Below are 19910 nucleotides of genomic sequence, written 5' to 3' on the forward strand. Positions count from 1 at the left end.
GATTGCGGCATCGGCGCTCTAGCGCCAAAAAAACGGCCGCTTCAGGACAAGGAGAATAAGCAGATGGCTAGTTCAACGATTTCCGGCCCAGGTTCGGGCTACAACACGCAAGCTATCGTCGAGGCGCTGGTTGGGGCTGAAAAAGCACCCAAGCTGGCCCAGATCACCAGCCAGCAAAAAGACGCGACCATCAAGTTGTCGGCTGTCGGTTCGATCAAGACGGCGTTGGAAGCCTACCAGGCGGCAATCACCAAGTTGAACAACGTCTCTGCGTTCAACGGGCTTTCAGCCAGTTCCTCCGAAGACAAGAACATCAAGGTTACCCTGGGTGACGGTGCCTCCAGCGGTAAGTACGATGTGAAGGTCGATAACCTTGCCACCGCCGCCAAAGTCACCACCAAGGTGAATACGGACGGTGCCACGGGCAAGGCCAACAGCACTGACGAAGCGCAGACGTTGACCATCAACCAGTCGGGCAAAAGCTACGACGTGGTGATTGCCGGCGGCGCTACCCTCAAGGAAGTGCGTGAAGCCATCAACACCCAGCTCTCGGCACAGGGCATCAGTGCCAACGTGCTGAGTGATTCCAACGGCGCACGCCTGGTCCTGACGTCGACCAACACCGGCGAGGGCACCGATATCACCCTCAGCGGTGACTCAGAGCTTGTTACCGGTTACGACAAAGGCACGGCCCCAGCCAACGCCAAGTACAGCATCGACGGCGTTGCGATGTCGTCCGCCACCAATAAGATTGATTCCGCCATCAGTGGTGTGACCCTGGACTTGCTGGCCGTTGACTTGACCAAGCCGGTCACAACCATCACTGTGGCCACGAATACCGACACCTTGAAGACCTCGGTACAGTCCTTCGTTACCGCCTACAACGCGTTGACCACGGCGATCAACACCCAGACCAAAGTGACCGCCACGGGCGATGCGTCGACGACGGTTGCTGGCGCCCTGACGGGGGATGCGTCGATGCGGCAGTTGGTGAACAGCATGCGAACCGAACTGACCAGTGGCACCGGTGCGGGCAGTATTACCAGCCTGGCACAGATAGGGGTCACCACGGACCAGAAAACCGGCCTGTTGAGCCTGGACGACAAGGCGTGGGACAAGGCGGTGGTCAAGGGCGCTGGCGATGTTGCCAAGTTCTTCACTGGCGATACGGGCTTGATCACCCGCATGAATAAAGCCACCGCCAGCTACGTCGGCACCACCGGCACCCTGGCGACGCGCGCAACCGATCTCAACAACAAGTTGACCTCGCTGACCACCGAATCAACCGCCCTGGACGTGCGCATGGAGGCCTTGAAGAAGTCCCTGAGCGCCAAGTACACCGCGATGGATACGATGATCGCACAGATCAACGCCAGCAGCTCCAGCATCATGACCACCCTCAACTCGCTGAACAACGCGAAGTCGTCGTCCTGATCGACGGGGGCGCTTCGGCGCTCCGCAGCAGGGCTTTCCGGTGGTCTGGCGTATGACGCCTGGATTAAAGAATTTTGTGACCTGGTCGAAAAACTGGTTAAGCAACCCTATTCGACATGGCCAGTAACGAGGTAGCAACATGAACCCTATGAGAGCCCTTCGCCAATACCAGAAGGTCAATTCCCACGCCCAAGTCTCCGAAGCCAGCCCGCACCGTCTGGTGCAGATGCTAATGGAGGGTGGTCTGGATCGCATGGCCCAGGCCAAGGGGGCATTGAGCCGTGGCGATATCGCTCAGAAAGGTCTGATGCTGGGCAAGGCGATAGAAATCATCTCGGGCCTGCGTGATGGCCTTGAGCCGGAGAAGGCGGAAGACCCGGCGTCGGTGCAGCAGCTGGATGCGCTGTATGACTACATGAGCAACCGTCTGGTTGAAGCCAACCAAGTGAACGATGCCGACATGATCGACGAAGTCGCGCGCTTACTGATTACCGTCAAGTCCGGCTGGGATGCCATCGCTCCACAATAAGGCCAAGCGCCTTGAGGTACACATCATGAGCCAAGCACTGCAACGCATCGATGAAGCCCGCGACGCCCTGATAAGCGCGTTGGCCGAGCGCAATTGGGATGCTGTCGGTGAGCTGGATATGGGCTGTCGTGCGGTGATTGATGAGGTGCTCAGCGAGGTGCCGGTGGACGAAGATGCGCTGCGCGAGAAGTTGGAGAGCCTGCTGGCGGTATATCAGCAGTTGCTGGAAGTGACGACGGGCGAAAGACAGGCGATTTTTGAAGAGATGTCGCAGATCAACCAAGCTAAAAATGCGTCAAAGGTTTACCATCTGTTCGGCTGAATAGCGTCAGTTGGTCCGAACGGTGCGTCATATATTTGACTGTGCCAGCATTTTTGACTTAACTAGTGCTGTTTTCAGATTTCAGACGTCTAGTAGGTACAAAATCGTACAAGCGTCTTGATTGCCCTCATTCTTGGGCAGGAAGTTTTACTAGGGAAGTTGCTATTGCATGTGGCGTGAAACCAAAATTCTGCTGATTGATGACGATAGCGTCCGCCGCCGCGATTTAGCGGTGATTTTGAATTTTCTTGGCGAAGAAAATCTGCCCTGCGGCAGCCATGACTGGCAGCAGGCGGTCAGCTCATTGTCATCGAGCCGTGAAGTCATTTGTGTGCTGATCGGGACGGTAAACGCTCCTGGCGCTGTTTTGGGCTTGTTAAAGACACTGTCCACCTGGGATGAGTTCCTTCCAGTTTTGCTAATTGGCGAAATTTCTCCCGTCGACCTGCCCGAAGACCAGCGTCGCCGGGTACTTTCCTCCCTGGAAATGCCGCCCAGCTACAGCAAATTGCTTGATTCCCTGCACCGCGCCCAGGTCTATCGCGAGATGTACGACCAGGCCCGCGAGCGCGGTCGCCACCGTGAACCCAACCTGTTCCGCAGCCTGGTCGGCACCAGCCGTGCGATCCAGCATGTGCGCCAGATGATGCAGCAAGTGGCCGATACCGACGCCAGCGTGCTGATCCTCGGCGAGTCGGGCACTGGCAAGGAAGTGGTGGCGCGCAACCTGCACTACCACTCCAAGCGTCGTGACGGGCCCTTTGTGCCGGTCAACTGCGGGGCGATCCCGGCAGAGCTGCTCGAAAGCGAATTGTTCGGCCACGAGAAGGGCGCCTTTACCGGGGCGATCACCAGCCGTGCCGGGCGTTTCGAGCTGGCCAACGGCGGCACCCTGTTCCTCGACGAAATCGGCGACATGCCGCTGCCGATGCAGGTCAAGCTGCTGCGCGTGTTGCAGGAACGCACCTTCGAACGCGTGGGCAGCAACAAGACCCAGAGCGTCGATGTACGCATCATCGCGGCGACCCACAAAAACCTCGAAAGCATGATCGAGGTCGGCAGCTTCCGCGAAGACCTGTACTACCGCCTCAATGTCTTCCCGATCGAGATGGCCCCGCTGCGCGAGCGCGTCGAAGACATCCCGCTGCTGATGAACGAACTGATCTCGCGCATGGAGCACGAAAAGCGCGGCTCTATCCGGTTCAACTCCGCGGCGATCATGTCCCTGTGCCGCCACGGCTGGCCGGGCAACGTGCGGGAGCTGGCCAACCTGGTCGAACGCATGGCGATCATGCACCCCTACGGTGTGATCGGCGTGGTCGAGCTGCCGAAGAAATTCCGCTATGTCGACGACGAAGACGAGCAACTCGACAGCCTGCGCAGCGACATGGAAGAGCGTGTAGCCATCAACGGCCATACCCCGGACTTCGGTTCCACCGCCATGCTGCCGCCGGAAGGCCTCGACCTGAAGGATTACCTCGGCAACCTGGAACAAGGCCTGATCCAACAGGCCCTGGACGACGCCAACGGCATCGTCGCCCGCGCCGCCGAACGCTTGCGTATCCGCCGTACCACCCTGGTGGAGAAGATGCGCAAGTACGGCATGAGCCGTCGAGAAGGTGATGAACAGGCGGATGATTGACGCCTGTTTTTTAAACCACTGAAACTTCAGTGGTTTTTTTTAGGCACGGGTATTGCTACAGCCCTCGCAACGTTCCGTTTAACTGACGGTCAGCCAAGCGAGAGAGCATGATGCCCCACGCCGCCCAACTATCTTCGGTGCCTGACGCCGAGCAGCTCAGCCGCAATGGCCTGGAACAGGCCTTTTCGCTGTTCAACCAGATGTCCAGCCAATTGACAGACTCCTACAGCCTGCTGGAAGCCCGGGTTTCCGAGCTAAAAGGCGAGCTGGCCGTGGTCAGTGCGCAGCGCATGGAAGAGTTGGCCGAGAAAGAGCGCCTGGCCAACCGTCTGCAAAACCTGTTGTCGCTGTTGCCTGGTGGCGTGATCGTCATCGACGAAGACGGCCGCGTGCGCGAGGCCAACCCGGCCGCCTGCGACCTGCTCGGCCTGCCACTGGAAGGCGAGCTGTGGCGCCACGTCATCACCCGCTGTTTCGCCCCGCGTGAAGACGACGGCCATGAAATCTCCCTGAAAGACGGGCGCCGCCTGTCCATCGCCACCCGCTCCCTGGATGCCGAGCCCGGCCAGTTGGTGCTGCTCAACGACCTGACCGAAACCCGTCACCTGCAAGACCAGTTGGCGCGGCATGAGCGTTTGTCGTCGTTAGGGCGGATGGTCGCTTCTTTGGCGCATCAGATCCGTACGCCGCTGTCGGCCGCGTTGATCTACGCCAGTCATTTGACTGATGAGCAATTGCCACCACAGACCCAGCAGCGGTTCGCCGGGCGCCTCAAGGAACGCCTGCACGAGTTGGAACACCAAGTGCGCGACATGCTGGTGTTCGCCCGTGGCGAGTTGCCGCTCACCGACCGCATCACCCCGGCCGAGCTGATGCGTGCCCTGCAAGCGGCTGCGAGTACCCATATCCAGGACGTCCAGGTGCGCTGGCAGTGCGATAGCCACCTCGGCGAACTGCTGTGCAATCGCGACACCCTGGTCGGCGCGCTGCTCAACCTGATCGAAAACGCCACCCAGGCCAGCGCTCCCGGCGCACGCCTGAAGATTCACCTGTACTGCCGCGAACAAACCCTGCGCCTGTGCATCAGCGACAGTGGCAGCGGCATCGACCCGCAGGTACTGCGGCGCCTGGGCGAACCCTTTTTCACCACCAAGACCAACGGAACGGGCCTCGGCCTGACCGTGGTCAAGGCCGTGGCACGCGCCCATCAGGGAGAATTGCAGCTGCGTTCCCGTGTGGGGCGTGGCACCTGTGCATTGATGACCTTGCCGCTGTTTTCAGGCGTGGCAAGCACGGAGTAAACGAACATGGCAATCAAGGTTTTATTGGTAGAAGACGACCGCGCCCTGCGTGAAGCACTGGCTGACACGCTGCTGTTGGCGGGCCATGACTATCGGGCGGTCGGCTCGGCCGAGGAAGCCTTGGAGGCGGTAGAGCAGGAGTCCTTCAGCCTGGTGGTCAGCGACGTCAACATGCCTGGCATGGATGGTCACCAATTGCTCGGCCTGCTGCGCGCGCGCCAGCCACAGCTGCCAGTGTTGCTGATGACGGCCCACGGCGCGGTAGAGCGCGCGGTGGATGCCATGCGTCAGGGGGCGGCGGACTATCTGGTCAAGCCTTTTGAGCCGAAGGCCTTGATCGACCTGGTCGCGCGCCATGCCCTTGGAGTGATCTCGGCCAGCGACGGCGAAGGCCCGATTGCCTTCGAGCCGGCCAGCGCCCAGTTGCTGGAACTGGCGGCCCGTGTCGCGCGCAGCGATTCCACGGTGCTGATCTCCGGCGAGTCCGGCACCGGCAAGGAGGTGCTGGCGCGCTACATCCACCAGCAATCCAGTCGCGCCAGCCAGCCGTTCATTGCGATCAACTGCGCGGCGATCCCGGACAACATGCTTGAAGCCACCCTGTTCGGCCACGAAAAAGGCTCGTTCACCGGCGCCATCGCGGCTCAGGCCGGCAAGTTCGAACAGGCCGACGGCGGCACCATCCTGCTCGATGAAATCTCCGAAATGCCCCTGGGCCTGCAAGCCAAATTGCTGCGGGTGCTACAGGAGCGCGAGGTGGAGCGGGTCGGCGCGCGCAAGCCGATCCAATTGGATATTCGCGTGGTCGCCACCACCAACCGCGACCTGGCGGGTGAAGTGGCGGCGGGGCGCTTCCGTGAAGACCTGTTCTACCGGCTCTCGGTGTTCCCCTTGGCCTGGCGCCCGCTGCGTGAACGCCCGGCCGACATCGTGCCGCTGGCTGAGCGCCTGCTGAATAACCACGTCAAAAAAATGAAGCACGCCCAGGCGCGCCTGTCGGCCGAGGCCCAGGCCTGCCTGATCGCCTACCCGTGGCCCGGCAACGTGCGCGAGTTGGATAACGCGATCCAGCGCGCGCTGATCCTGCAACAGGGCGGCCTGATCCAGCCCCAGGATTTCTGCCTGGCCATGGGCAGCGGTGCCGCGCCACTGCCGACCTTGGCGCCCGCGCCAGTGGTGGCCGAGGCCGAGTCTGCCGGAGCGTTGGGTGACGACCTGCGTCGCCGCGAGTTTCAGATGATCATCGACACCCTGCGCGCCGAGCGCGGCCGGCGCAAAGAGGCTGCCGAACGCCTGGGCATCAGCCCGCGCACCCTGCGCTACAAGCTGGCGCAGATGCGCGATGCGGGGATGGATGTGGAAGCTTATCTGTTTGCCACCTAGTCGGTATTAAGGCCGACAAGGTTTGTCGCCTTTTCTTACGAATCGATACAGAGCTGGCACCCTTGTTGCTACTTCCCTTGGTAATTGCGGCGTAGTGTCAAAAAAAATGCGGGTTGTCGGAGAGAGAAGGTCATGAGCCAGGGTATTGAGTTCAATCGGTTGATGTTGGATATGCGCTCCATGCAAATGGATGCCATGGCTCAACCGAAATCCGTCGCGCCAGCGCCGGAATTGGGCCAAAGCAGTTTCGCCGACATGCTCGGTTCGGCAATCAATAAAGTCAGTGACACCCAACAAGCGTCCAACCAATTGGCGAGCGCGTTCGAAATCGGCAAAAGCGGCGTGGACCTCACCGATGTGATGGTCGCCTCGCAAAAAGCCAGCGTGTCGTTCCAGGCGTTGACCCAGGTGCGTAACAAGCTGGTTCAGGCTTATCAAGACATCATGCAGATGCCGGTTTAAGGACGAGATTTAAGTCATGGCAGAAGCAGTCGTGGACAACGCACCCGCCAAGGCAGACGGCAAACCGCCGCTGTTTGGCCTGTCGTTCCTGGAAAACCTCTCCGAAATGACCATGCTGCGTCAGGTAGGCCTGATGGTCGGCCTGGCTGCCAGCGTGGCGATTGGTTTTGCCGTGGTGCTGTGGTCGCAGCAACCGGATTACCGGCCGTTGTACGGCAGCCTGGCGGGCATGGACTCCAAGCAGATCATGGAAACCCTCGCCGCCGCCGACATCGCCTACACCGTCGAGCCCAATTCCGGCGCCTTGCTGGTCAAGGCCGACGACGTGGCCCGTGCGCGCATGAAGCTCGCCGCTGCCGGCGTGACGCCGTCCGACGCCAACATCGGTTTTGAAATTCTCGACAAAGACCAGGGCCTGGGCACTTCCCAGTTCATGGAAGCCACCCGCTACCGTCGTGGCCTGGAAGGCGAGCTGGCTCGCACCATCTCCAGCCTGAACAACGTCAAGGGCGCCCGCGTGCACTTGGCCATCCCGAAGAGCTCGGTGTTTGTGCGTGACGAACGCAAGCCAAGCGCCTCGGTCCTGGTGGAGCTGTTCTCCGGCCGCTCCCTGGAGCCTGGCCAAGTGATGGCGATCATCAACCTGGTGGCCACCAGCGTTCCCGAGCTGAGCAAGTCGCAAATCACCGTGGTCGACCAGAAGGGCAACCTGCTGTCGGACATGGCTGAAAACTCGGCACTGACCCAGGCTGGCAAGCAGTTCGACTACAGCCGCCGCATGGAAAGCATGCTCACCCAGCGTGTGCACAACATCCTGCAACCTGTGCTGGGCAACGACCGCTACAAGGCTGAAGTGTCAGCCGATGTGGACTTCAGTGCCGTCGAGTCGACTTCCGAACAATTCAACCCGGACCAGCCGGCGCTGCGCAGCGAGCAGTCCACCAGCGAACAACGCACCGCCAGCAGTGGCCCGCAAGGTGTGCCGGGTGCCCTGAGCAACCAGCCACCAACCCCGGCCTCGGCCCCGCAAACCACCGGCGGCGCCGCAGCCACCGCAGGCGCCATCGCCCCGGGCCAACCGCTGTTGGACGCCAACGGCCAGCAGATCATGGACCCGGCCACCGGCCAGCCAATGCTCGCACCGTACCCGGCGGACAAGCGTAACCAGTCCACCAAGAACTTCGAGCTCGACCGTTCCATCAGCCACACCAAGCAGCAACAGGGCCGCGTCAATCGCCTGTCGGTGTCGGTGGTGGTCGATGACCAGGTCAAGGTCAATGCCGCTGACGGCACCATTACCCGTGCCCCATGGGGCGCCGACGAATTGGCGCGCTTCACCCGCCTGGTGCAGGACGCGGTCGGTTTCGACGCAAGCCGTGGCGACAGCGTCAGCGTGATCAACATGCCGTTCTCCGCCGAGCGTGGCGAAGTGATTGCCGAAGCGGCGTTCTATACGCAGCCGTGGTTCTGGGACATCGTCAAGCAAGTGTTGGGTGTGTTGTTCATCCTGGTACTGGTGTTCGGCGTGCTGCGCCCGGTGCTCAACAACATCACCGGCAATGGCAGCAAGAAACAACTGGCGGCCTTCGGTGGCGGCGACGTGGAGTTGGGTGGCATGGGCGGCCTGGATGGCGAACTGGCCAACGACCGCGTCAGCCTCGGCGGCCCGCAAAGCATCCTGTTGCCAAGCCCGAGCGAAGGTTACGACGCTCAGCTGAACGCAATCAAAAGTCTGGTGGCAGAAGACCCGGGTCGTGTGGCCCAGGTCGTGAAAGAGTGGATCAACGCAGATGAGTGATAATCGAGCCGCTGTTGCCAAACTGACCAAGGTCGACAAAGCCGCCGTGCTGCTGCTGTCCCTCGGTGAAACCGACGCCGCCCAAGTGCTGCGCCACATGGGCCCCAAAGAGGTCCAGCGGGTTGGCGTGGCCATGGCGCAGATGCGCAATGTGCACCGCGAGCAAGTCGAGCAGGTGATGAGCGAGTTCGTCGAGATCGTCGGCGACCAGACCAGCCTGGGCGTCGGCTCCGACAGCTACATTCGCAAGATGCTCACCTCGGCCCTGGGCGAAGACAAGGCCAACGGCCTGATCGATCGCATCCTGCTGGGTGGCAACACCAGTGGCCTCGACAGCCTCAAGTGGATGGAACCGCGCGCCGTCGCCGACGTGATCCGCTTCGAGCACCCGCAGATCCAGGCCATCGTCGTCGCGTATCTTGACCCGGACCAGGCCGGTGAAGTGCTTGGCCACTTCGACCATAAAGTGCGCCTGGACATCATCCTGCGCGTGTCGTCGCTGAACACTGTGCAGCCGGCGGCCTTGAAGGAATTGAACACCATCCTGGAGAAGCAGTTCTCCGGCAACTCCAACGCCGCGCGCACCACCCTGGGTGGTATCAAGCGTGCTGCCGATATCATGAACTTCCTCGACAGCTCGGTCGAAGGCCAGTTGATGGACTCGATCCGCGAGATCGACGACACCCTGTCCGGCCAGATCGAAGACCTCATGTTCGTGTTCAACAACCTCTCCGATGTCGATGACCGTGGCATTCAGGCGTTGCTGCGCGAAGTCTCCTCCGACGTGCTGGTGCTGGCCCTCAAGGGCTCGGACGAAGGCGTCAAAGAGAAGATCTTCAAGAACATGTCCAAGCGTGCCTCCGAACTGTTGCGCGACGACCTCGAAGCCAAGGGCCCGGTGCGCGTCAGCGACGTGGAAACCGCACAGAAAGAAATCCTCACCATTGCCCGCCGTATGGCCGAAGCCGGAGAAATCGTTCTCGGCGGGAAGGGCGGCGAAGAAATGATCTAAGGCGCCCCTGATGTCGAACAAAGATGAGGCACCCAGCGATCTGATTCGCGCACGGGATGTCGGCGGGTTCGACATCTGGTCGCTGCCCAGCTTCGATCCGCATGTGCCGCAACCCGAGCCCGAGCCGGAACCCGAAGTGCCGGCGGAAATGGAAGAAGTGCCGCTGGAGGAAGTCCAGCCACTGACCCTCGAAGAGTTGGAAAGCATCCGCCAGGAAGCCTACAACGAAGGCTTTGCCGCCGGGGAAAAGGACGGCTTTCGCGCCACCACGCTCAAGGTGCGCCAGGAGGCCGAGGCTGCGCTGGCCGTCAAGCTTTCCAGCCTGGAGCGCTTGATGGTCGGGTTGTTCGACCCGATTGCCGAGCAGGATTCGCAGATCGAAAAAACCATGGTCGGCCTGGTGGAGCACATTGCGCGCCAGGTGATCCAGCGCGAACTGGTGCTCGACTCCAGCCAAATCGAAAGCGTCATGCGCGAAGCCCTCAAGCTGCTGCCTCTGGGCGTCGGCAATGTGCGGCTGTACATCAACCCGCAGGATTTCGAGCAGGTCAAAGCCCTGCGCGAGCGCCATGAGGAAACCTGGCGCATCGTTGAAGATGCGGCGTTGCAGCCCGGTGGCTGCCGGGTCGAGACCGAGCACAGCCGCATCGACGCCACCGTGGAGACGCGCGTCAGCCAGATCATGGCCAAGCTGCTCGACCAAGCCCACGAGCAGGTGCTCAACCCCGCCGAACCCGACCTGAGCGTTGACCTGGACGCCCCCGATGCGCCTTGATCGCACCAGCTTCGCCAAGCGCCTGAGTGGTTACACCGAGGCCACCGAGTTGCCCGGCCAACCGATCCTCGAAGGGCGCCTGTTGCGTATGGTCGGCCTGACCCTCGAAGCCGAAGGCCTGCGTGCCGCCATGGGCAGTCGCTGCCTGGTGATCAACGACGACAGCTACCACCCGGTGCAGGTTGAAGCCGAGGTGATGGGCTTTTCCGGCAGCAAGATTTTCCTGATGCCCGTTGGCAGCCTGGCCGGTATCGCCCCTGGCGCCCGCGTGGTGCCCCTGGCCGACACCGGCCGCCTGCCGATGGGCATCAGCATGCTCGGCCGCGTACTCGACGGCGCCGGCCGTGCGCTGGACGGCAAGGGTGGCATGAAGGCCGAAGACTGGGTGCCGATGGACGGCCCGACGATCAACCCGCTCAAGCGCAACCCGATCAGCCAGCCGCTGGACGTGGGCATTCGCAGCATCAACGGATTATTGACGGTCGGGCGCGGCCAGCGTCTGGGCCTGTTTGCCGGTACGGGTGTGGGTAAATCGGTATTGCTGGGCATGATGACCCGGTTTACCGAGGCCGACATCATCGTGGTCGGGCTGATCGGCGAGCGGGGTCGCGAGGTGAAGGAGTTCATCGAGCACAGCCTTGGCGAAGAAGGTCTCAAGCGTTCAGTGGTGGTCGCCTCCCCGGCGGACGATGCGCCGTTGATGCGTTTGCGCGCCGCGATGTATTGCACGCGCATCGCCGAATATTTTCGCGACAAGGGCAAGAATGTCCTGTTGCTGATGGACTCGCTCACCCGTTTCGCCCAGGCCCAGCGGGAAATCGCCCTGGCCATCGGCGAGCCGCCAGCGACCAAGGGCTATCCGCCGTCGGTGTTCGCCAAGTTGCCGAAACTGGTGGAGCGTGCCGGTAATGCCGAGGCCGGTGGCGGCTCGATCACTGCGTTTTATACGGTGTTGTCCGAAGGCGATGACCAGCAGGACCCCATCGCCGACTCGGCGCGGGGCGTGCTTGACGGCCACATCGTGCTGTCGCGGCGCCTGGCGGAGGAGGGGCACTACCCGGCCATCGACATCGAAGCGTCCATCAGCCGGGTGATGCCATCGGTGGTCACGCCGCAGCATATGGCCCGCGCACAACAGTTCAAGCAGTTGTGGTCGCGTTATCAGCAGAGCCGCGACTTGATCAGCGTCGGCGCCTATGTGGCCGGTGGCGACCGCGACACCGACCTGGCGATTGCCCTGCAACCGCAACTGGTGACCTACCTGCGCCAGGGCCTCAACGACAAGATCAGCATGGGTGAAAGCGAAGCGCACCTGGGCTCGATCTTCGCCCCGGCGCCAGGCGGCTAAGCCATGGCCAGTACGCGCTCTTCACGCCTGGCGCCGGTGGTGGACATGGCCGAAAAGGCCGAAAAAACCGCCGTGCAACGTTTGGGCTATTTCCAGGGCCAGGTGCGCCTGGCGGAAAGCAAGCTGGGCGACCTGGAGCGCTTTCGCAGCGAGTACCAGCAGCAGTGGATCGAGCGCGGGACCCAAGGTGTGTCGGGCCAGTGGTTGATGGGCTACCAGGGCTTCCTCAACCAGCTGGAAACCGCCGTCGACCAGCAGCGCCAAAGCCTGCTCTGGCACCAGAACAACTTCGAAAAGGCCCGCGACAGCTGGCAGCAGGCCTATGCGCGGGTCGAGGGCTTGCGCAAATTGGTGCAGCGCTACATCGACGAAGCGCGGGCGCTGGAAGACAAGCGCGAGCAAAAGCTGCTGGATGAACTCTCCCAGCGTCTCCCAAGGCCGTCGCAATACTGAATGTGGATGAGGGCTTGTGTGGGAGCGGGCTTGCTCGCGAATGCGGTGTATCAGTCGGAAAACTCATTGACTGATCCATCGCATTCGCGAGCAAGCCCGCTCCCACATTTGAACTGCTGTGTTGCTGCTATTCACTTCAGCTGCTAAACCTTTGTCTACCGCCTATGACAAGGAAGCAGTCACATGTCAGTCGAGTCCGAAGTATCCCTGGATGGGAAGAAGTTGACGATCGCGATCCGAGGTCGTTTCGATTTTGGCAGCCACCAAGTGTTTCGTGATGCCTATGAGCGTTTCTACAAGGTGCCCGAGCTGTACGTCGTGGACCTCAAGGAAACCACCTACATGGACAGCTCGGCCCTGGGCATGCTCCTGCTGCTGCGCGATCATGCCGGCGGTGACAACTCGGAAGTGCAGGTGGTCAACAGCAACTCCGATGTGCGCAAGATCCTCGCCATCTCCAACTTCGACAAACTGTTCGACATCAGTTGAGCGGCCTGGCCACTGTGCTGGAGCCGTTGACGGTGCTGATTGCCGAAGACAGCGCCGCCGACGTGCTGTTGTTGTCGACCATCGTCAAGCGCCAGGGGCACCGCGTGCTCACGGCCAGCAACGGCCTCGATGCCGTGCAGGTGTTTGCCCGCGAGCGCCCGCAACTGGTGTTGATGGACGCGCTGATGCCGGTGATGGACGGTTTTGAAGCCGCGCGCCAGATCAAGCAACTGGCCGGTGAGGCGCTGGTGCCGATCATCTTCCTGACCTCCCTGCGCGAGAGCGCGGCCCTGGCCCAGTGCTTGGATGCCGGCGGTGATGACTTCCTGGCCAAGCCCTACAACCAACTGATCCTGGCGGCGAAGATCAACGCCATGGACCGCCTGCGCCGCTTGCAGGCCACGGTGCTGCAGCAACGCGACCTGATCGCCAGGCACCACGACTACCTGGTGCACGAGCAGCGGGTGGCCAAGGCGGTGTTCGACAAAGTCGCGCATTCGGGCTGTATCAACGCCGCGCCGAATATCCGCTACCTGCAATCGCCCTATGCGTTGTTCAACGGTGACCTGCTGCTGGCCGCGTATACGCCGTCGGGCGATATGCATGTGCTGCTCGGCGACTTTACCGGCCACGGCCTGCCGGCGGCGGTCGGCGCCATGCCCCTGGCGGAGGTGTTCTACGGCATGACCGCCAAGGGCTACGGCTTGGCGCAGATCCTGCGGGAGATGAACGTCAAGCTTAAGCGCATCCTGCCCGTGGACATGTTCTGTTGCGCCACCCTGTTGTGCCTGAGCACCCAGCGGCGTGTGGTGGAGGTGTGGAACGGCGGCATGCCCGAAGGTTATGTACATGAAGTCGCCAGCGGCAAGCGTACGGCGCTGGAGCCACGGCATTTGCCGTTGGGCGTGTTGTCGGCCGAGGCGTTTGACGACAGCACCGAAGTCTGGCCGATGGCCCTGGGTGACCGGGTGTTTTTGCTCTCCGACGGCGTACTCGACACGGCTGACACCGCTGATCAGCTGTTTGGCGTCGAACGTTTACATCAGGTATTCGCCGCCAATCGCGAGCCCGACCGGCTGTTTGAAGAGATCGAGCAGGCCTTGGCCGCGTTTCGCGGTGAGGCGCGCGACGATGTGAGCATGGTGGAAATCACCCTGCAAGATGGGCCATCCCTGCGTGCGACGGGGCCGCTGTATACCGATAGCGGCCAGTCGTGCCCGCTGGATTGGTCGGTGAGTTTCGAGTTCCGCGCCGAAACCCTCAAGCGTTACAACCCCTTGCCCTACCTGTTGCAGTTGCTGCTGGAGGTCCATGGCCTGCGAGAGCAGAGCGGGGCGCTGTACAGCGTGATGGCCGAGTTGTATTCCAACGCCCTGGAGCATGGCGTGCTGGGCCTGGACTCGCGGCTCAAGCGCGACGTGCACGGTTTTGCCGACTACTACCGCCAGCGCAACGAGCGGCTGGCGCAGCTCAGTAGTGGCTATGTGCGCGTGCATGTGCAGGTGGTGCCGACGCTGGGCGGCGGGCAGCTGTCCTTGCGCATCGAAGACAGCGGCGCCGGGTTTGACGTGGATCAAGTGTTGGCGCGGCCCCTGGACGTTGATCGGCTGTCCGGTCGCGGCTTGAATCTGGTCCGTCAATTGAGCGGCGATGTGCGCTGGTCCGATGGTGGGCGCAGTGTCTGCGTGGAGTTTTCATGGCCGGCTCAGGCATAATCCGTCGATTCTTGATCAAGGAGCGAACAAGTGGCTGAGATTCATCTGGACCCCGACGTGCTGTCGGGTTTGCAGGAAGTCATGGAGGGCGAGTACCCCAGGCTGTTGGATACCTTCCTCGATGATTCGCAAAAACGCGTCGAAGCCTTGCGCAAGGCGCGCGATGACGCCAAGGCGCTGGGGCGTATCGCCCATAGCTTCAAGGGCAGCAGCGGCAACCTCGGTGCGGTGCGGCTGGCGCAGTTGTGCCAGCGGCTGGAGGCTGAGTCTGCGCAAGCGCCTGGCGCTGACCTGGGGGTTCTGGTGGATCAGATTGATCATGAGTTTGCCTTGGTGCGGCCGCTGTACGAATCGGAGCGCCAGCGCTTCCAGCTCTGATGTGCTGATAGAGATATGAAGATCCAAATGTGGGAACGGGCCCTCTCCCACATTTTTCAGCTGCGCTCGGCAACCTGGCCCGACTCTTGCTCTACCTCCAGATACTGCATCCCCGACCCTCATGCAGTGGAGACCTTTACCTATGCCAGTCGCCCCTAATTCGCTTCTTCAGGCTGCCCCTGCGGCCAAGCCTCAAGCGCCTGCCGCCAACCCGCCGGCAGCGGCTGCGGAGCCGCGTGACAAGGGCGCCGGCTTTGCTCAGGTGTTCGCCAATCAGGGTTCCAAACCTGTGGCAAAGGCCGACGATACCCCGTCGAAAACCAGCCGTGACAAGCCTGCCGACAGCAGCGCCAAGCCTGCGGCCGGCGGCGACAAGCCTGCCGCCAGCACACCGGCAGTTGCCGATAGCGGCAATCCTTTGCCTGCCAACCCGCCGGCCAAGGCTGATGACAGCGCCAGCAAGAGTGATGACGACAAGCCCGCCGACCCAAGCCTGGTGCAACAGCCGGTGGTTGACCCGGTCGTAGACCCCGCGTTGGTGGCGACGGTCACGCCAGTCGCCGTGCCAGTGCCGGTGGCTCCGGCAACCGTCGCGCCTGTGGTTGATGAAAAGGCTCAGCCCGTGGCCGCAGCACCGCTTGCCGTGACCGATGAGGTCAAGGCACCAGCGTTCGACCCCGCCAGCGACCCTCTCGACGCAATGCCGGCCGTGCGCCTGGCGATGGAGCAGGGCGGTCACGTCTCGGCCAGTAGCCAGGCCCCCCAGAAAAGCGCACCGCCGCCGGACCTGGACCAGCCGACCGCCGCCCAGAATTTCAGTGCCGGCCTGGCCAGTATGGTCGACCAGCAAGCCGCCAAGGACAGCACTGACCAGGGTGGTGACAAAGCCTTCGGCGGGCTGATCGAAGACGGCCTCAAAGACCTCAAGGGCGCCAGCAGCGACACCCGCGTCGATGACTTCGCCAATCGTCTGGCTGCCTTGACCCAGGCCGCCACGCCGAAAACCGCAAACGCCCTGCCGCCGGTGACCAACGCACCGCTGGCCATGCACCAGAGCGGCTGGACCGAGGAAGTGGTCAACCGCGTGATGTACCTGTCCAGCGCCAACCTCAAGTCGGCGGAGATCCAACTGCAACCGGCCGAACTCGGGCGCCTGGACATCAAAGTCAATATGACGGCGGACCAGCAAGCCCAGGTCAGCTTCATGAGCGGCCATGCGGTGGTGCGCGAGGCGCTGGAAAGCCAATCCGGGCGCTTGCGTGAGATGTTTGCCCAGCAGGGCATGGGGCAGGTGGATGTGAACGTGTCGGACCAGTCCCGTGGCCAGGAGCAGCAGCAACAGCAGAATCAGGCGCGGGGTATCAGCAGCAGCGGACGTGGTGACAGTGGCGACAGCACTGCCCATGCCGAAGTGGCTGAAGCAGTGACGCCTGTGATCTCCAACGTCATCGGCTCCAGCGCCGTCGACTACTACGCCTGACCTGAACCTGTCGCGGGACAAAATGTGGGAGCGGGCTTGCTCGCGAATGCGGTGTGTCAGTCAATACATCTGTCACTGACACACCGCATTCGCGAGCAAGCCCGCTCCCACATTTGATTGGTGGTGCTGGCTCTGCCCAATTACCAGACAACTCTGGCATAACACTTGCTCTTGCCTTTCCGTAGATCTATGAATCCCCGAATAGTGACGGATTATTGGCATGGCGAAGAGCGACGACGCAGCAAAACCACCCGCAGGCAAAGGCAAGCTCAAGCTTATCCTGATGATTGTCGTGGGCCTGATCCTGGCCATTGGCGCCTCGGTGGGTGGCACTTGGTACATCATGCACAGCAGCGCGAGCAAACCGGCGCCTGCGGCCGAAACCGCCAGCAACGTCAAGCAACCGGCAATCTTCGAGCCGATGCTCCCGGCCTTTGTCGCCAACTTCAATCAGAACGGCCGCCAGCGCTACCTGCAAGTGAGCATCACCTTGCTCGCGCGCAACCAGGCTGACCTGGAAGCCCTCAAGGTGCACATGCCGGTGATCCGCAACAACCTGGTGATGCTGTTCTCCGGGCAGAGCTTCGATGCCCTGGCCACCCCGGTCGGCCAGGAAATGCTGCGCCAGAAGGTCACTGCCAGCGTGCAGGAAGTGGCCCAGAAAGAGCTCGGCAAAGTCGTGATCGAGCAGGCGCTCTTCACTAACTTCGTATTGCAGTAGGATCACGACATGGCCGTGCAAGACCTGCTGTCCCAGGATGAAATCGACGCGCTGTTGCATGGCGTCGACGATGGTCTGGTGCAGACCGAAATGGCTGCCGAACCCGGCAGCGTCAAAAGTTATGACCTGACCAGCCAGGATCGCATCGTCCGTGGACGTATGCCGACCCTGGAGATGATCAACGAACGTTTCGCCCGTTACACCCGCATCAGCATGTTCAACATGCTGCGCCGCTCGGCGGACGTGGCGGTCGGTGGCGTGCAGGTGATGAAGTTCGGTGAATACGTGCACTCGCTGTACGTGCCCACCAGCCTCAACCTGGTCAAGATCAAGCCGCTGCGCGGCACCGCGCTGTTCATCCTTGACGCCAAGCTGGTGTTCAAGCTGGTGGACAACTTCTTCGGCGGCGACGGCCGTCACGCCAAGATCGAAGGCCGTGAATTCACCCCCACCGAACTGCGGGTGGTGCGCATGGTGCTGGAGCAAGCCTTCATCGACTTGAAGGAAGCCTGGCAGGCGATCATGGAAGTCAATTTCGAGTACATCAACTCGGAAGTGAACCCGGCCATGGCCAACATCGTCGGCCCCAGCGAAGCCATTGTGGTGTCCACGTTCCACATCGAACTCGATGGCGGTGGCGGCGACCTGCACGTGACCATGCCGTACTCGATGATCGAGCCGGTGCGCGAGATGCTCGACGCCGGTTTCCAGTCCGACCTGGACGATCAGGACGAGCGTTGGGTCAAGGCCCTGCGCGAAGACCTGCTGGATGTGGACGTGCCGCTCAGCGCCACCGTGGCCCGTCGCCAATTGCGCCTGCGTGACATCCTGCACATGCAGCCGGGTGATGTGATCCCTGTGGAATTGCCGGAAGAAATGATCATGCGCGCCAATGGCGTGCCGTCATTCAAGGTCAAGCTCGGTTCCCACAAGGGCAACCTGGCACTGCAAGTGATCGAGCCGATCAACCGTCGCTGATCCAACCCTAATTTATGAATGCTTGCTCCGCCGAGGACATGTAATGGCTACCGAACACGAAAACACTTCCGCCGAAGACCAGGCCCTGGCTGACGAATGGGCTGCGGCCCTGGAAGAAACTGGCGAAGTCGGCCAGGACGACATCGACGCGCTGCTGGCCGCTGACGCCGCCACCGCGCCGGCCGGCAACCGCTTGCAGATGGAAGAATTCGGCAGCGTGCCGAAGAACCACGAGCCGGTGAGCCTCGATGGCCCGAACCTGGACGTGATCCTCGACATCCCGGTGTCGATCTCCATGGAAGTCGGCAGCACCGACATCAACATCCGCAACCTGCTGCAACTCAACCAGGGTTCGGTGATCGAGCTCGATCGCCTGGCCGGTGAGCCGCTGGACGTACTGGTCAATGGCACCCTGATCGCCCACGGCGAAGTGGTGGTGGTCAACGAAAAGTTCGGCATCCGCCTGACCGACGTGATCAGCCCGAGCGAACGCATCAAGAAGTTGCGCTGATATGAAGCGGCTGATGCTCGCACTGTTGCTCGCGCTGCCGTTGAGCGTGTTGGCGGCGGAGCCCGTGGCCCAGGCCGCGGCGGCACCGGTCGGCAGTGGCGTCGGTGGCCAGTTGACCCAACTGGTGCTGGGCCTGTTGCTGGTGGTCGGCTTGATCTTCGTGCTCGCCTGGCTGATGCGCCGCGTGCAGAACGTCGGCCCGGGCAACGCCCAGGTGATCGAACTGATCGGCTCGCGCGCCCTGGGCCCGCGTGATCGGCTGGTGCTGGTGCAGGTGGGTGAGGAGCAGATCCTGCTCGGCCTCACCCCCGGCCGCATCACTCCGCTGCATGTGCTCAAGACGCCCGTCAACGTGGATCAGACCCAGTCCGCCACGCCAGAATTCGCCCAGCGCCTGATGGAGTTGTTGGGCAAGGATCAGAAGGATAAGAAGTAATGCGCGTTTTCTTGACGCTCATGCTGTTGCTGGCTGCGCCACTGGCGTTCGCCGCCGACCCGTTGTCGATCCCGGCGATTACCCTGGGCACCAACGCCGCCGGCGCCCAGGAATATTCGGTCAGCCTGCAGATCCTGCTGATCATGACTGCGCTGAGTTTCATCCCGGCGTTTGTCATGCTGATGACCAGTTTCACGCGGATCATCATCGTGTTCTCGATCCTGCGCCAGGCCCTCGGCTTGCAGCAGACGCCGTCGAACCAGATCCTCACCGGCATGGCCCTGTTCCTGACGATGTTCATCATGGCGCCGGTGTTCGACAAGGTGAACCAGCAAGCCCTGCAGCCTTACCTCGCCGAAACCATCACTGCCCAAGTCGCGATCGACAAGGCCCAGGGGCCGATCAAGGACTTCATGCTGTCGCAGACCCGCTCCAGCGACCTGGAGCTGTTCATGCGCCTGTCCAAGCGCACCGATATCGCCACCCCGGACCAGGCGCCGTTGACCATCCTGGTGCCGGCGTTCGTCACCTCCGAATTGAAGACCGCGTTCCAGATCGGCTTCATGATCTTTATCCCGTTCCTGATCATCGACCTGGTGGTGGCGAGCGTGCTGATGGCCATGGGGATGATGATGCTGTCGCCGCTGATCATCTCGTTGCCGTTCAAAATCATGCTGTTTGTGCTGGTGGACGGCTGGGCGCTGATTATCGGCACGCTCGCCGGCAGTTTCGGAGGGGTATAG

Annotated in this window: 21 protein-coding genes; all 21 read left to right on the forward strand. The window is 61.9% G+C overall.

Going from position 1 to position 19910, the window contains the following annotated elements:
* Nucleotides 1–63 precede the first annotated feature (63 nt).
* The 21 genes from fliD (at nucleotide 64) to fliP (ending at nucleotide 19910) form a co-directional block, all read left to right on the forward strand.
* Nucleotides 64–1434 (forward strand): flagellar filament capping protein FliD, encoded by a 1371-nt coding sequence (gene fliD, locus LIY36_RS05035; protein ID WP_226454991.1) that lies wholly within the window; start codon nucleotides 64–66, stop codon nucleotides 1432–1434.
* 139 nt (nucleotides 1435–1573) lie between these two features.
* Entirely contained in the window at nucleotides 1574–1963 is a 390-nt protein-coding gene (gene fliS, locus LIY36_RS05040; RefSeq protein ID WP_026136596.1) for a flagellar export chaperone FliS, read from the forward strand.
* 25 nt (nucleotides 1964–1988) lie between these two features.
* Nucleotides 1989–2285 carry a flagellar protein FliT gene (gene fliT, locus LIY36_RS05045; protein WP_226454992.1) on the forward strand — a complete coding sequence of 99 codons (297 nt, stop codon included), beginning with the start codon at nucleotides 1989–1991 and terminating at the stop codon, nucleotides 2283–2285.
* A 169-nt stretch (nucleotides 2286–2454) separates the two neighbouring features.
* Nucleotides 2455–3927, forward strand: a complete 1473-nt coding sequence (locus LIY36_RS05050) for a sigma-54 dependent transcriptional regulator (RefSeq protein WP_192297016.1) — start codon at nucleotides 2455–2457, stop codon at nucleotides 3925–3927.
* A gap of 110 nt (nucleotides 3928–4037) precedes the next feature.
* A complete protein-coding gene (locus LIY36_RS05055; RefSeq protein ID WP_305392793.1) occupies nucleotides 4038–5228 on the forward strand; it encodes a sensor histidine kinase in 1191 nt (396 codons plus the stop codon).
* A 6-nt stretch (nucleotides 5229–5234) separates the two neighbouring features.
* Nucleotides 5235–6611 (forward strand): sigma-54-dependent transcriptional regulator, encoded by a 1377-nt coding sequence (locus LIY36_RS05060; RefSeq protein ID WP_226454994.1) that lies wholly within the window; start codon nucleotides 5235–5237, stop codon nucleotides 6609–6611.
* A 132-nt stretch (nucleotides 6612–6743) separates the two neighbouring features.
* Entirely contained in the window at nucleotides 6744–7073 is a 330-nt protein-coding gene (fliE, locus tag LIY36_RS05065) for a flagellar hook-basal body complex protein FliE (protein ID WP_192297013.1), read from the forward strand.
* A 16-nt stretch (nucleotides 7074–7089) separates the two neighbouring features.
* Nucleotides 7090–8871, forward strand: coding sequence for a flagellar basal-body MS-ring/collar protein FliF (gene fliF, locus LIY36_RS05070; protein WP_226454995.1), 1782 nt, complete (start codon nucleotides 7090–7092; stop codon nucleotides 8869–8871).
* A complete protein-coding gene (fliG, locus tag LIY36_RS05075) occupies nucleotides 8864–9883 on the forward strand; it encodes a flagellar motor switch protein FliG (RefSeq protein WP_017735208.1) in 1020 nt (339 codons plus the stop codon). Before fliF ends, fliG begins: the two co-directional genes overlap by 8 nt.
* A gap of 10 nt (nucleotides 9884–9893) precedes the next feature.
* A complete protein-coding gene (gene fliH, locus LIY36_RS05080) occupies nucleotides 9894–10658 on the forward strand; it encodes a flagellar assembly protein FliH (protein ID WP_192297011.1) in 765 nt (254 codons plus the stop codon).
* Nucleotides 10648–12006, forward strand: coding sequence for a flagellar protein export ATPase FliI (fliI, locus tag LIY36_RS05085; protein WP_192297010.1), 1359 nt, complete (start codon nucleotides 10648–10650; stop codon nucleotides 12004–12006). The genes fliH and fliI overlap by 11 nt, the downstream gene beginning before the upstream one ends.
* A 3-nt stretch (nucleotides 12007–12009) precedes the next feature.
* Nucleotides 12010–12459 carry a flagellar export protein FliJ gene (fliJ, locus tag LIY36_RS05090; protein ID WP_192297009.1) on the forward strand — a complete coding sequence of 150 codons (450 nt, stop codon included), beginning with the start codon at nucleotides 12010–12012 and terminating at the stop codon, nucleotides 12457–12459.
* A gap of 183 nt (nucleotides 12460–12642) precedes the next feature.
* Nucleotides 12643–12948 (forward strand): STAS domain-containing protein, encoded by a 306-nt coding sequence (locus LIY36_RS05095; RefSeq protein ID WP_192297008.1) that lies wholly within the window; start codon nucleotides 12643–12645, stop codon nucleotides 12946–12948.
* A complete protein-coding gene (locus LIY36_RS05100; protein WP_226454996.1) occupies nucleotides 12945–14663 on the forward strand; it encodes a fused response regulator/phosphatase in 1719 nt (572 codons plus the stop codon). Before LIY36_RS05095 ends, LIY36_RS05100 begins: the two co-directional genes overlap by 4 nt.
* 30 nt (nucleotides 14664–14693) lie before the next feature.
* Nucleotides 14694–15041 (forward strand): Hpt domain-containing protein, encoded by a 348-nt coding sequence (locus LIY36_RS05105; RefSeq protein WP_192297006.1) that lies wholly within the window; start codon nucleotides 14694–14696, stop codon nucleotides 15039–15041.
* A 142-nt stretch (nucleotides 15042–15183) separates the two neighbouring features.
* The gene (locus LIY36_RS05110) at nucleotides 15184–16521 is read left to right on the forward strand and encodes a flagellar hook-length control protein FliK (protein ID WP_226454997.1); all 1338 of its coding nucleotides are present in this window, start codon (nucleotides 15184–15186) and stop codon (nucleotides 16519–16521) included.
* Between the two features lie 220 nt (nucleotides 16522–16741).
* Entirely contained in the window at nucleotides 16742–17242 is a 501-nt protein-coding gene (gene fliL, locus LIY36_RS05115) for a flagellar basal body-associated protein FliL (RefSeq protein ID WP_192297004.1), read from the forward strand.
* A gap of 9 nt (nucleotides 17243–17251) precedes the next feature.
* Nucleotides 17252–18220, forward strand: coding sequence for a flagellar motor switch protein FliM (gene fliM / locus LIY36_RS05120; protein ID WP_017735217.1), 969 nt, complete (start codon nucleotides 17252–17254; stop codon nucleotides 18218–18220).
* A gap of 43 nt (nucleotides 18221–18263) precedes the next feature.
* The gene (gene fliN, locus LIY36_RS05125; protein ID WP_192297003.1) at nucleotides 18264–18731 is read left to right on the forward strand and encodes a flagellar motor switch protein FliN; all 468 of its coding nucleotides are present in this window, start codon (nucleotides 18264–18266) and stop codon (nucleotides 18729–18731) included.
* Nucleotide 18732: 1 nt separating this feature from the next.
* Complete coding sequence (gene fliO / locus LIY36_RS05130; protein WP_226454998.1) at nucleotides 18733–19167, forward strand: flagellar biosynthetic protein FliO; 435 nt, start codon at nucleotides 18733–18735, stop codon at nucleotides 19165–19167.
* On the forward strand, nucleotides 19167–19910 hold the full coding sequence (fliP, locus tag LIY36_RS05135; RefSeq protein ID WP_192297001.1) for a flagellar type III secretion system pore protein FliP: 744 nt from the start codon (nucleotides 19167–19169) through the stop codon (nucleotides 19908–19910). The genes fliO and fliP overlap by 1 nt, the downstream gene beginning before the upstream one ends.

It is taken from the genome of Pseudomonas sp. AF03-9 (genome assembly GCF_020515815.1).
In the GTDB taxonomy this organism is placed as follows: Bacteria; Pseudomonadota; Gammaproteobacteria; order Pseudomonadales; family Pseudomonadaceae; genus Aquipseudomonas.